12 protein-coding genes and 1 tRNA gene are annotated in these 12665 nt (G+C 60.2%); 11 read left to right on the top strand and 2 right to left on the bottom strand.

From position 1 onward, the window contains the following. Nucleotides 1-234 precede the first annotated feature (234 nt). A complete protein-coding gene (locus tag AAC640_RS17150) occupies nucleotides 235-1221 on the bottom strand; it encodes an AraC family transcriptional regulator (protein ID WP_340268486.1) in 987 nt (328 codons plus the stop codon). 696 nt (nucleotides 1222-1917) lie between these two features. On the opposite strand from AAC640_RS17150, the gene AAC640_RS17145 reads away from it, so the two are divergent. The 8 genes from AAC640_RS17145 (at nucleotide 1918) to AAC640_RS17110 (ending at nucleotide 7856) form a co-directional block, all read left to right on the top strand. Further along, a complete protein-coding gene (locus AAC640_RS17145) occupies nucleotides 1918-3066 on the top strand; it encodes a TonB-dependent receptor domain-containing protein (RefSeq protein ID WP_340268484.1) in 1149 nt (382 codons plus the stop codon). A 125-nt stretch (nucleotides 3067-3191) separates the two neighbouring features. Beyond that, entirely contained in the window at nucleotides 3192-3593 is a 402-nt protein-coding gene (locus tag AAC640_RS17140; protein WP_340268482.1) for a nuclear transport factor 2 family protein, read from the top strand. A 304-nt stretch (nucleotides 3594-3897) separates the two neighbouring features. Further along, nucleotides 3898-4314 carry a nuclear transport factor 2 family protein gene (locus AAC640_RS17135; RefSeq protein ID WP_340268480.1) on the top strand — a complete coding sequence of 139 codons (417 nt, stop codon included), beginning with the start codon at nucleotides 3898-3900 and terminating at the stop codon, nucleotides 4312-4314. Between the two features lie 47 nt (nucleotides 4315-4361). Next, nucleotides 4362-4730, top strand: a complete 369-nt coding sequence (locus tag AAC640_RS17130) for an EthD domain-containing protein (RefSeq protein WP_340268478.1) — start codon at nucleotides 4362-4364, stop codon at nucleotides 4728-4730. A 203-nt stretch (nucleotides 4731-4933) separates the two neighbouring features. Next, the gene (locus AAC640_RS17125; RefSeq protein ID WP_340268476.1) at nucleotides 4934-6034 is read left to right on the top strand and encodes an NADH:flavin oxidoreductase; all 1101 of its coding nucleotides are present in this window, start codon (nucleotides 4934-4936) and stop codon (nucleotides 6032-6034) included. Between the two features lie 231 nt (nucleotides 6035-6265). Then, on the top strand, nucleotides 6266-6568 hold the full coding sequence (locus tag AAC640_RS17120; RefSeq protein WP_340268474.1) for a putative quinol monooxygenase: 303 nt from the start codon (nucleotides 6266-6268) through the stop codon (nucleotides 6566-6568). 153 nt (nucleotides 6569-6721) lie between these two features. Further along, nucleotides 6722-7618, top strand: a complete 897-nt coding sequence (locus AAC640_RS17115; protein ID WP_340268472.1) for an LLM class flavin-dependent oxidoreductase — start codon at nucleotides 6722-6724, stop codon at nucleotides 7616-7618. 76 nt (nucleotides 7619-7694) lie between these two features. Further along, nucleotides 7695-7856: a hypothetical protein gene (locus tag AAC640_RS17110; RefSeq protein WP_340268470.1), complete on the top strand. Its 162-nt coding sequence runs from the start codon at nucleotides 7695-7697 to the stop codon at nucleotides 7854-7856. 242 nt (nucleotides 7857-8098) lie between these two features. Here the strand turns inward: AAC640_RS17110 and AAC640_RS17105 are convergent. Next, nucleotides 8099-8172 (bottom strand) — tRNA-Gly (locus tag AAC640_RS17105). Nucleotides 8173-8283: 111 nt separating this feature from the next. Between AAC640_RS17105 and AAC640_RS17100 the strand changes: the two genes are divergently transcribed. The 3 genes from AAC640_RS17100 (at nucleotide 8284) to AAC640_RS17090 (ending at nucleotide 12639) form a co-directional block, all read left to right on the top strand. Further along, nucleotides 8284-9207 carry a LysR family transcriptional regulator gene (locus AAC640_RS17100; RefSeq protein ID WP_340268468.1) on the top strand — a complete coding sequence of 308 codons (924 nt, stop codon included), beginning with the start codon at nucleotides 8284-8286 and terminating at the stop codon, nucleotides 9205-9207. A gap of 98 nt (nucleotides 9208-9305) precedes the next feature. Then, a complete protein-coding gene (locus AAC640_RS17095; protein WP_340268488.1) occupies nucleotides 9306-11417 on the top strand; it encodes a TonB-dependent receptor in 2112 nt (703 codons plus the stop codon). Nucleotides 11418-11523: 106 nt separating this feature from the next. Next, nucleotides 11524-12639, top strand: coding sequence for a DUF47 family protein (locus AAC640_RS17090; RefSeq protein ID WP_340268466.1), 1116 nt, complete (start codon nucleotides 11524-11526; stop codon nucleotides 12637-12639). Nucleotides 12640-12665 lie beyond the last annotated feature (26 nt).

Here is a 12665-nt window from a genome sequence, read left to right as displayed (position 1 = left end):
CGCCACTCCGCTCAAAGAGCGGCAATCATCCCGGCGATCGGGAGCGGCGCAAGGCGGCCGTCAGACCCCGCTTACGATCGCCAGGCGCCCACGCCCCGAAAAACTCCCATGGCTATTGTCACCAAGCGCGCGGATCAGATCAAACTTGGCGGTCACGCCTCGTGTTTTCGTCTTGCCTCAGGTTCATGATTCGAGTCTTCTCGCAGCTCGAGTAAAACTGGGCATTATATCAATCTAGGGCGCGAGCTCCTCGATTTCGGGCGATGAACGATACAGTTGACGTTGCGACCGGGCCTGCCTGGGCGAGCGTCCGAACTTTGCTTGATAGAGGGTGCTGAAGTGAGATGCGCTCTGGAAGCCGCACTGTGCCGCAATCTCAGCGATGTTGAGATCGTCATGTAACGGCCGTGCAAGCCAAGCATTCGCCTGCTGTAGTCGCTTGGTCCAAAGATATTCAGCGAAGCCGATATCCGCCTCTTTGAGAATATAGTAGAAGTAGCGACGCGAAAAATTGCATGCGCTTGCCACTTGATCGGACGTGAGGCCCACTTGACTGAAGTTTGCGTCGATATAACGCAGCGCGCGCCTCAAGTGCGGCGCCGTAGCCGACACCTCCTTGCTCTGCTCCGTAATCTGATCGCGGGCCTCCGTCAGCAGTGCATTAAGCCCCGCCTGCCCGAGTTCAGCCGCGGATGCCGGCGAGATAGTATCTCCCTCCCTACTGAGCATATCGAGCAAATTACTTGCGATTCGCGCCGACGCCGACGCAATAGGAAAGGAGCGCCCGCAGGCATGGTCATCTCGGGCGAAGTATTGGTAGAACATGTGCGCCGGGACAAGCACGTTCAGGATCAAACATTCCCGGCCCTCTTCAGGACAGGTCTTGTGGAAAAACGGCTTGTCGGCGGAGGTGATGACGAAGCTACCCTCACCCACACGGAGATCGCGCGTTGCCGCCTGGGTCACCGAGATGCTGCCCTTTAGCGGCAGACCGATTGCGAAGGAGTTCGCGCGCCGTTCGCGTATGTGGTGCTGTGTACGGCGCACGCCGATGCCTGGTCCGTGGACTCGGACGACGGCCATGCCCCCGGCTTCGACATATCGGATATCAAGTGGAAGGCTGGCGGGGTCGCCTTGGAAACTCGTGTCCGACCGGAAAAAATGCGCCTCCACCAGCCGATTGATGGCGGCTGTGGGATGCATGATTTGATTGACGGGCATCCACTCTCTCCCTCATTTCTAACTATTTTTAGTCTTTATGTCACTGAGGCTATCATCAGACAACCAACTGATGCAACCGCTGCCACCGCGAAGGATAAAAAAAATAACAAGGGTTAGATATGTGGCTGACCAGGGCAATGCAGGCGGTCGGATGAGAATGCGAGTTGAGGCTCGGCCTTTCGGTCGAAAGTGGGCCGTTGCCCTCAGCGGTGTCGGACGGCTGGTTGTGCTGCGCGTCGATCGCAGACGAGGCGTCGGGCTGCGCAAGCCGCGGCCGAAGAGCCGCCGCCCGCGCAGGTCAGCTTCCTGTATCTTGGCCCGCCAGTGGCCGCGCAGATGGCGTCCGCATCCCGCTCGGCCTGCTTTGGATCGTGCGAGGGCACGCCGTTTATCGCATGAGTGCAAACGGCCCGCACGCTCTAGCCTTCTGCGTCGGCGGCGCGATACACAGCGCCCAAGCGCAATGCAATCTGCGCTTGGGTCCAAATGCACCCGGTCGCTGTCGAGAGGATGACTGATAATGTCACACGATAGGAAGGCGGAGTTGCGGGGATTTGCCCCGGTCCGTGGACGACATATTTGGGTTCTACTTGCTACCGGTCTAGGCAGCAGCCCGCTCCTTGCGCAGCCCAGCATCTCTCCGTCACCTCCGCCGCGGCAGCTGGCCCATCTCCGCCCAAGATTCGGAACGAGAACGTGACTGCATCTCTGCGCGCCAGTTACGATATCGATCACGTCGGAACGATCTCCGCCCTCTCAGCCTATCAGCATAACAGGAATATGCTTTCGGTTGATGGGGACGCGAGCTCGACCCTGCTAATCGGCTTCATTCCGAAAATTCCGGACAAGAACTTCATGCAGGAGCTGAATTTTGCGTCCGAGCAGTTCGGGCCGGTCAGTTTTGTTTCTGGCTTGTTCTACTACAGCGACAAAACTGGCCACAACCCGATTCTCGGTTTCTTTCCGAGCCCCACGATCAGCTATGCCCGCGTGCGCACAGAGGCCTATGTGGCATATACGGAAGTGAATGTACATTTTACAGACCAGCTCGTCGGTATTGTGGGCGCGCGATATTCGCATGAGCGCCGGCCGGTAAGATATGCGCGTTCCAAGGCGGGCCTTGCTACCGCGACCCAGTACCACAAGAGCTATAATTCAGTAACGCCGCGCGTATCGCTACGTTATGAGATCGATCCACGCACCAGCATCTGTGCAACGTACAGCCAGGGCTTCAAGAGCGGCGTCTATTACGCCAACCTCGAGGAAACCACGCCGGTCAAGCCGGAGAAGGTCAAGTCCTACGAACTCGGTCTGAAAACCAACCGTGGGGACTTTAGCCGGAACCTGGCCGGCTCCTATATCGACTATACCAACCTCCAGGTCTCTATCAACCGCGGCGGCTTTGATACGCCCGACAATGCGGGTGCCACGCGGAATTATGGCGTTGGACTAGAAGGAAAACAGCGCGTTACGCCATACTTCACTGTCGCTGGCGGCTTCGCTTGGTTGCACGGGCGCTACCGCAACTATCCGGACGCAACGATAATCGTTCCCGTGCCTGGCGGCGGCAACACCGCGGTGCCCAATGTCGATCTGAGCGGGCGTCAGTTGCTACGTGCGCCGAAGTTCACTTTCAACCTCAATCCCAACTATTCTCACCAGTTCGAGTTTGGGAGTATCGAGGCATCCGTAGCCTCTACTACACGGCGTCCTTCCCGCTGGAGCAGAGCGGCCGCGTCCGCCAGAAGAGCTACCCGCAGATCAACGTACAGCTCAACTTCTATCCAGGAGACTCCGGCGTTCGGCAGGGAATCTGGGGCAAGAACCTCCCGAATGAGAAGATGAGATCGAGTTCGCTGTTCCCGGCCGGCGGTGATCTGGCTGCTTATAGTGCACCGCGCACCTACGGTGTGTCGGCTGGCTTTTCGTTTTAATTTAGTGGATAAAAGAACTCGATAAGGAGATATGCGGTGGAAACGTTGGACGTGGTCAAGAAAGTCTATGCCGCTGTAGCTGAACACGATTTGGATACATTCAAAAGTCTGATGCATCCCGACGTTGTTGTCATCGAGGCGGGAAGCTTGCCTTATGCGGGCCGTTACGAAGGCCCAGAAGGGTTTACGCGTCTCCTGGTGGCGCTCGACGAATGCTGGGACGAATTCAATTGCAGCGAATTCGACTATCTTGAGTCGGGTGATACTGTGGTTGCGATCTTCCGGTTTCGAGCAAAATCGCGGCGCTCGGACAAGAGGATCGACATGCGAATAGCCGAGCACTGGAAGGTCCGTGACGGCAAGATCTCTTTTCTCGAGCCATTTTATTTCGATACGCACTATACGTGCAGCGTCCTGGGAACCGTTGAAGCGGCTTGATATGGACGTGAGCGACCGCGCCAGCGTTGATAATCGGCGCTGGTGATGACTTCGCTCCTTCTAATGGGCCCTGCTCTTGCAAACAATTGGTGGGTTCAAGATGATGATCTTCCCCTGATAAGAAAACCTGATCTCGATCGTAAGATGATTTCACAGATCAGGTGCTATTTCCAGAGAGAGAAGAGCGCACGGGCTTAGATCAGAATATGCACCGGCGCGGGCCCGCCACCCTCTCGTTCAGCCGAGCCAGTCGTCGTGGTTGCTATGGAAAGCCCCGGCTGGAATGATCTTGGGAGAATATGGAATGAGCCTTGAGGATAAGATAGAAATTCACGATCTGTGCCACCGTTACGCGCTGTGCATAGACTCTTATAGAATCGACGACTGGGTCGCGCTTTTCACGCCGGACGTGGTGTTCGACGAGCGTGAGTTCGAGTTCGGATTGCACGAAGGGCGGGAAGCCGTCCGCGCCTATGGGCATGTTCTTCGCGAAACGACGAGGCACATGTCTCATCTGATGTCGAATCACTTGGTCGAGAACATTTCTGATGGTTCGGCCACAGGTACCGTTACGGGCCTCGTCGAAGCCATGACCAACGATCTCGTCAGGACGCGATATCTCGTGCTGTATCAGGACGAGTACCGCAAGTGCGACGGTGCCTGGAAAATCCATCGGCGTGTTCTAAAGAAGACATTCGATCCAGAGGTTCTGTCAATATAAATTGTAGGCGTGTGTTTCATAGATCGAGATGACAGGAAGTTGTAGATATGGTAAAGGTGGTGCTATTGCTTCGGAGAAAGCCAGGTATGACGCGTGATGAATTTATAGAATATTATGAGACGAAACACGTTCCACTCTGTCTTGATCTGTTTCCAGATTTGTTTCTGGATTATCGTCGGAGCTATATCATGCCGGATGGCATGTATAGCGCGGCTCATGTCGGAGAATCCGCGGCTGTGCCGGACTTCGACGTAATCTCGGAGATTTGGTTCAAGTCCCATGAAGATTTTGAGCGGATGGAGGCAGGTTTCGCCGATCCGGAGATCGGTCCTCGGCTCAGGGCGGATGAAATGAACTTGTTCGACACCCGTCCCGAAGCGATGGTATTGATGAGGGTCGAAGAATATTGTTCCTGATCAGGTTGTATCCGGTTCCTGGAGCGCTGCTCTCGCGGCAGGGGGGCGGGCGGGGCAATGATCTAGGCTCCCGGTCGGGCCTCGGAGGACTGGCGCCTTGGCAGGGGAGGCCAAAACGGTGCACTGCAAGATACAAGATCTGAATAGCGGAGAGTAAGTTGGCTATGCGACGCCCGGATAGAAGTGCAATCCTGTTTGAACCTGTGAAGATCGGCGCGCTCGATCTGCCGAACAGGATCGTAATGGCGCCAATGACGCGCTCATTCTCCCCCCGGGGTATTCCGGGCCAGAATGTGGCGGACTATTATCGCAGGCGAGCGGAAGGCGGCGTCGGCTTGATCGTGACCGAAGGTACGTGGATTCCGCATTGGAGTGCATCCAACGATCCTAACGTCCCCGCCTTCTACGGCGATGAAGCACTCGCCGGCTGGAAGCGTGTGGTCGACGATGTCCATGCGGCCGGCGGCAGGATAGTCCCGCAATTGTGGCATGTCGGCCAGGTCACCAAGGCTGATGCCTCGGAGGGGGAGGCCTCGGCGAATGCCACGGCGGCACGACAGGTCGGCCCGTCGGGCATGGTAGGTTCCCTGGGCAAGCGGGTGGAGCAGGCAGGTATGCCGGCCACGCAGCAGGAGATCGATGAAATCAGCGAGGCGTTCGTCATAGCGGCAGAGACGGCTCAAAGGCTCGGGTTCGACGGCGTCGAGATTCATGCCGCGCACGGCTATCTGCTTGACCAATTCTTCTGGAGTGAGACCAATCTGCGCGACGACCACTATGGTGGGCGGGATCTTTCCCAAAGAACTCGCGTAGCGACCGACATCGTTCGGGAAATGCGCCGTCGTGTCCGTGCGGATTTCCCGATCATCATGAGGATCTCGCAGTGGAAGCAGCAGGATTATGATGCGTACCTAGCCCACACACCCGCAGAGCTGGAAAGCTTCGTCGCGCCGTTGGCGCAAGCCGGGGTCGATGTTTTTCATTGCTCGCAAAGGCGATTTTGGGAAGGCGAGTTCGGAACCGATCTGAACGCCGCCGGCTGGGTGAAGAAGCTTACGGGTAAGCCGACGATTACAGTTGGATCGGTGACGCTTCAGCAGGAATTCATGGCGACGTTCGGTGAGACGAGCAAGCGCGAGTCGAACCTCGACAAGCTATGCGAGATGCTCGAGCGCGGAGACTTCGATCTCGTCGCTGTCGGGCGTGCGCTGATCGTCGATCCCGACTGGACCGAAAAGATCCGGCGGGGCGCGGAGGACGAACTGCGACCCTTTTCCCCCGACCTGCTTACCCGTCTTGAATAGTGACATGTCGAGAATCATCCATGGTTAGACGATCGCGGTTGCGGGCGGCTCGCCCATGATGAGATGATGTCACCAAGACCCTGCAAATATCGGTGGGCGCTCCTCGTGGCTTAATAAACCGTTGCCTCATTGTGAAATTTTCATTGCAGCGACTTTGCTAGTCTATACTGCAGGGTTGAGCAGAACAAGGAAGTTCGGGAAGAACTGATCCGGGAAAGATGGAGATTATAGTTGAAGGAACCAGTGACCATAACTGTCGACTACAAGCTCAAGCCGGAGTTCGTGGAGGCGTTTTGCGAAGTCATCCCGGGAGTGTTGCCTGATACGGCGAAATTCGCGGGCTTCCGCGACATCAAGGTGGTGCGCCATAGCTCGGACCGCGATCGCGTGCTGATCGTGGAAACTTGGGACGATGAAGAGTCGTACCGGAAATATATCGCGTGGCGGACGGAACGCGGCGACGTCAGCCGCCTTGATGCGATGCTCATCTACGCCAAGACAGACGTCTGGCCCGAGGTTGTTGGCCGCGCATGATCTCCGGCCCAATGTCTGGGTGCTGTCGTATCGGATCCGGTCAGCTCTCGTTCAACAGGGCCGCCGGCGCGACGGCGGCGCAAGATGCGAAGGGCCATGCCGTCGTGGGCGAAAGCGCGGCATCTTAATTTCAGGGTTACCGGAGGAATCAACATGATCGACATTGGGCTGGTACTGGATCGCAGCGTACACAGCTTGTCCCCGGCCGAGCTTGCCCGGCGGGTGCAGGAAATCGAAGCCCTGGGATTTGAGAGCGTCTGGACGCTCGATCCGTTCGGCGTCGATCCCTTCCAGGTCGCCGCCTTCGTCCTGGCGAACACCAGCACGCTGAAGGCCGCGACCGGCGTCGCCACGGTCTACGGGCGCGATCCCATGGGGGCGGTGCAGATCAGGATGGCGCTATCGCGATATTATCCGGGGCGCTTCATGATGGGGCTGGGAGCGTCCAATCCCATCGTGGTCGGCAAGCGCGGGCATGAATGGGTCCCCCCGCTCACGAAGATGAAAGCGTATCTGGAACAAATGGAGTCGTCGCAACTCGGCGTCGCTGCCACCTCCCCGATCGCTCCCCTCTACATCGCCGCGCACGCGCCGGGCTTGCAGGATCTGGCGGTCAAGCATTGCGACGGCATCATCACTTGGATCCTGCCCCCGCCGCTCGTGGCAGCGTCGCGGCAACGGGTCGGCAACGAGCAAGCCGTCACCGCCGAAATCCCGTGCGTCTTCAGTGACGATCCCGTTTATGCGCGTGGGGTCGCCCGCGCCTTTCTCAGCATCTATATCGGCCTGCCTTATTACCAGACCGCATACGGACGCCTCGGCTTTGAAAGCAGCGACTATGAACAGGGCGGGAGCGATCGCCTAATCGACGCCATCGTGGCCTGGGGCACGCCCGAGGAGATCCGGGCTCGCGTGGGCGAGTTCGAGCAGGCAGGCGCATCCCGTCTGGTGCTCAACCTCGTCAAGGGCCCCGCGACCGGCACGCCGGCGGTTCTAGACCTGGAGACGGACTGGGCGTCCCTCTCGGGCGTCGCCAAGGCCCTGTTCTGATGGAAGCCGGGCACAGGCGCAATGATCTGGAGGGCTCGGCGCGGTTCTCGCGCGAGGCGCGTTGGAATGGGGTGGTATGGCCGTCAGGATCCTCCTGTCGCGTCTCTGGCCAGAAGCCGCGCTAAAGGCGCTCTCCGAACGCTATGATGTCACAGTCGACCCGCAGGATCGGTGTAAGCGAGGTCTGAAGGCCGCCTTGTCGGCGGGGACGATCGACAGGCTGATAGCCGCTCTTTGAGCGGGGCGATGATGTCGGACGAGATTGGGTCAGCGGACGAGGAAGCAGCAGTCATACGGGCGGTCTGAGTAGTCGTGATCTGATCCCGGAAAACTGGATCGCTTGGTCGCCGACTCGCGTAGGCAAGATTCGCAGCACTTATGTGGACAGCGCGGCCGTTGTAATTTCGCTCGCGGAGAGGATGCGAGCAAAACACGGAGCAAAACAATCTGGCAGCGGAGGCTAGAAACGACGGAAATACGTGGAGCGGGTAGCGGGGATCGAACCCGCATCACAAGCTTGGAAGGCTAGTGCTCTACCATTGAGCTATACCCGCCCGTCAGGAGCAGCGCCCTGCCATCTTTCGACCGGCTTCGTCAATATCGCAATTGAACGGCCGGCAAGATCGGCCTTAACCCCACGGGATATTTCTACTATCACAGGCGATATGCCGAAATCATCCCTGCGCCAACTGGACATATTCGCGCAGATGGTGGCCGACGGCAGCATCGCCCGATGCGCCCGGAACCTCGGCATCGCCGTTGATGATGTCGCTCGGGACCTGGCGTCGCTGGAACTGCGCCTCGGCTACCGGCTGTTCGAAGATCTGTCGGACGGCGCACGGTTGACCGGCGCGGGGCGCAGGACGGCACAAGCGATGACGCTGCTGTCGCAGGATCATCTGGAAAGCTGGCAGGCGCCAGAGATTGAAGGCGCCGAGCCACCGCTTGCCCCGGCCCCTCCGCCCGAGCCGGCGCGACATTCCATCGTGCTCGCGGCGCCGGCGCCGGTATTCGGGCATTTCCAGGAGGCGCTGGCCGCCTTCGAGTCCGTGAACGAGGACATCGCGATCACGCTGGACCTCACCATCCATCTTGCCGACGAAGCGGCCAGCGCCCTTCGACAGGGAAAGATCGACATCGCCTATTTTTATGCGCTGGGCGAACCGGACGGCTTTGCGTCCCGCTACGGCTGGTCGGAACCGATCAACCTCTACGTCGGTGTCGACCATCCGCTCGCCCGCCGGGACAGTGTCAGCCTGGCCGAGTTGGCCGTCACGCCTATGCTGGCGATGGAACCACGCAACGCGCTGCGCCGGATTGTCGAGGAAGCATTGGCGCGGCAGGGGATTGTGACAGGCAGCCCGGTGCTGGAAACCGACAACATGTTCGACATCCTGACTATTCTGCGCGAGGGGGCGGGCTGTTTCGCCGCCTTCGGCCCGCTCGCCCGTGACCTCGGCCGCATGCCCGGCATCCAGCGCCTGGCGCTGGAGCGTGCGCTTCCCTCGGTCGAGGTAAGGCAAGCCATGCGACAGGGAACGGCCGATCAATCACCGGCAGCCGCCTTGGCCGAATATCTGTTCCTCTGATCAGACCGACCGGCTGAATGCGCAACAGGCCTATTGATATGTTATAACATTGGCATTAGGCGGGCTGCTGCTTGACCTTTGGAGGACAGACCATCTTCATGCTGCGCCTTTCTTCGTTGCGCGCCGGCTGCGCCCTGAGCGCCCTGTGCCTGCCGCTTCCAGCCCTTGCACAGGGCGATGCCGCCCCGCTGCCCCCCGCCTATCACGATCAGCAGCCCGATATCGTCGTCACCGGCATCATCCCCCGCTCGCAGGAAGACATATTGTCCGGGACTTCCGTGGTGTCGGGCGTCGAACTGACGCGCGCGCTGCGGCCCACGATCGGCGATACGCTCGCCCACCAGCCAGGCGTGTCTGCCACCTCTTTCGGCCCCAATGCCTCGCGCCCCGTGCTGCGCGGTTTCCAGGGCGAGCGGGTACGCATCCTGACGGACGGCATCGGCAGCTTCGACGTGTCGAACACCTCGGTCGACCATGCCGTGGCCATCAACCCGCTGACCGCGGACCGGATCGAGGTGCTGCGCGGGCCAGCGGCTCTGCTCTATGGTTCATCGGCCATAGGCGGCGTGGTCAACGTGATCGACAGCCGTATCCCCCGCCGGGTGCCTGATGAACCCATCCATATCGACGGCATTGCAACCTACGCAAGCGCAGCGAACGAGCGCACCGGATCGGGCGAGATTGAGGCGCCCATCTCGGACAAGATCGTGGTGCATTTCGACGGAAGCTATTCCAAGACCGGCAATCTCGACACCGGCACCTATATCCTGACGCCAGCCCTGCGCGCCCGAGCAGCAGCAAGCGGCGATCCTGCCATCGCCGCACTCGCCGACCTGCGCGGCGAACTGCCCAACAGCGGCGCGCGCAGCTGGGAAGTCGCGGGCGGCGCGGCACTGGTGACCGACGGCGGGAATCTCGGCTTCTCGGTCGCCCATACCGACAATTTCTATGGCGTCCCGGCGCGCTATTCGCTGGAGCCCGGGTCGACATCGGAACAGGTCCGCCTGCACATGAAGCAGGATCGGGCCGATCTGCGCGCCGAGCTGCCCGTCAACGGCAGCTGGCTTGGATCCATCCGCCTGCGCGCCGGCTTTGCCGACTATCAGCATCAGGAGATCGGCGCGGCGGGCGCAGTGGGCACCACTTTCTACAATCAGTCGATCGAATCGCGGCTGGAACTGGTGCAGGCGAAGCGCGGTGGGTGGGACGGCGCGACTGGCGCGCAATTTTTCGCGCGCAACTTCCATGTCGATGGCGACGAAAAATTCCTGCCTCGCAATGAAACCGAGCAACTGGGCCTCTTCACCCTGCAGTCCCTGGACCTCGGCGGCACCCGGATAGAGCTTGGCGGACGGTACGAACATACGCGGGTTTCGGCCGATGCCGACGACATCCTGCTCAACCCCGCCTATCACCGCAGCTTCGACGCCTTTTCCGGGTCGATCGGCGCAAGCCAGCAGCTCGTTCCGGGGTGGCGGCTGGGCCTGAACCTCGCGCATACCGAACGGGCACCATCGGCGGAGGAACTGTTCGCGCGCGGCAATCATGCCGGCACCCAGGCGTTCGAACTCGGCAATCCGAACTTCGAACTGGAGAAAAGCTGGGGCGTCGAAGGAACGCTGCACGGGCAGGGTCCCGGCTATACGCTGACGCTGTCGGCCTATCACAACTGGTTCCAGGGCTATATCTACGACGCGCTGGTCGGTGACGCGGCCTGCATGGTGGCCAACGGCGGCAAGCCGCTGGACTTCCCCTGCTTCCAGAATTTTCAGGCCAACGCCCGCTATTGGGGGTTCGAGACGGAAGCCACGGTAAAGCTCGCGCAGATCGGGGAATATACGCTCAACCTCGATGGCATGGCCGATTATGTCCGCGCGACGATCGTGGGATCGGGGCCAGCGCCGCGCATCCCGCCCCTGCGTCTGCTCGGCGGCTTCGCACTGCACGGCGACCGGGTCGATCTGCGGGGGGAAGTTGAACATAGTTTCGCGCAGGACCGGATCGCGGCCACGGAAACCCCGACAGACGGCTTCACCCTCGTCAATGGGTCACTCTCGTTCAAGCCGATCAAGGGCAACGACCGCACCACGATCAGCCTGTCGGCCAACAACATTTTTGACGTGGAGGCGCGGCGCCATGCCAGCTTTCTCAAGGATTATGCCCCGCTTGGCGGCCGCGACATCCGCCTCACGGCCCGTTTGTCGATCTGACCAACCTGGCTGATTGCGCTATGTGACAGTTTCGTTACAAGGCGCGCATGGCGGAACAGCGTTCAGGAAAAGGCAGGCCATCCGGCGCCATAGGGAAGAGGGACTGATGCGTCAGATCGCCGCCCTTCCCTATGCGTCCGACCCCGATGGTTCGATGCGCATCCTGCTGATCACCTCACGCGACACGCGCCGCTGGGTGATCCCCAAGGGCAATCGCATCAAGGGCATGGCAGGCCATCGCGCAGCCGAGCTGGAAGCCTTTGAGGAAGCAGGCATCCACGGCATCGCCTGCCCCGCGCCGCTCGGCCGCTATCGTTACGACAAGCGGCGGCGCAAGGGGGACACGCGCGAGGCGACGGTCGAGGTTTTCCCCCTTGCCGTCACGGGGCAGTTGGCGCAATGGCCCGAACAGGGGCAACGAGAACTGCGCTGGTTCCCGGTCGCCGAGGCCGCGAAGGCCGTGGACGAACCCGATCTACAATCCATCATCGCGGCCTTTCGCGAACCGCCCCGACAACCGGGCTGGTTCCTCCGAATGCTGCTGCGGATCAGGGAATGGCAAAGCGAAAGGACTGGAATGCTGCGCTGGTTTCACGCGCTGATGCCCAAGCAGGGCCGCTTCTTCGATCAGTTCGAAGATCATGCGGCAACGCTGGTCGCAGGCGCCGACGCGCTCGCCCTCCTGCTCAAGGGCGGGCAAGACATCGACACGCACATCAAGGAAATTTCCGACCGGGAGCATGAGGCCGACGATATCATCCGCGAAGTGCTCCAGGATGTTCGCCGGATTTTCGTCACTCCGTTCGACCGCAGCGCCATTACCGGCCTCATCGGCGTGATGGACGACGCGATCGACCAGATGAACCAGACGGCAAAGGCGATCGCCCTGTTCGAGGTGAAGGAATTCGCCCCGCAGATGCAGGACATGAGCGCGCTGATCGTCGAATGCGCCCGGATCGCCGCCGAAGCGATGCCGCTGCTACGCTCCCTCAACCTCAACTCGGCACGTCTGCACGAACTGACGGAACGCCTCGTCAAGCTGGAAGGCCATGCCGACATCCTGCACGAATCCGGGTTGAAGGCGCTGTACGGCCAGGCACGGCAAGGGAATCCCATGGATTTCGTCGTCGGCAAAGAGATTTACGGACATCTGGAAAAGGTGACGGACCGGTTCGAGGACGTTGCCAATGAAATTTCCGGTCTGGTCATCGACCACGCCTGATTCTCCCACAACCTCCTTTCGTTCCG

It is taken from the genome of Sphingobium mellinum, assembly GCF_037860795.1.
GTDB lineage: Bacteria > Pseudomonadota > Alphaproteobacteria > Sphingomonadales > Sphingomonadaceae > Sphingobium > Sphingobium mellinum.
This window is presented reverse-complemented; position numbering and strand designations above follow the sequence as displayed.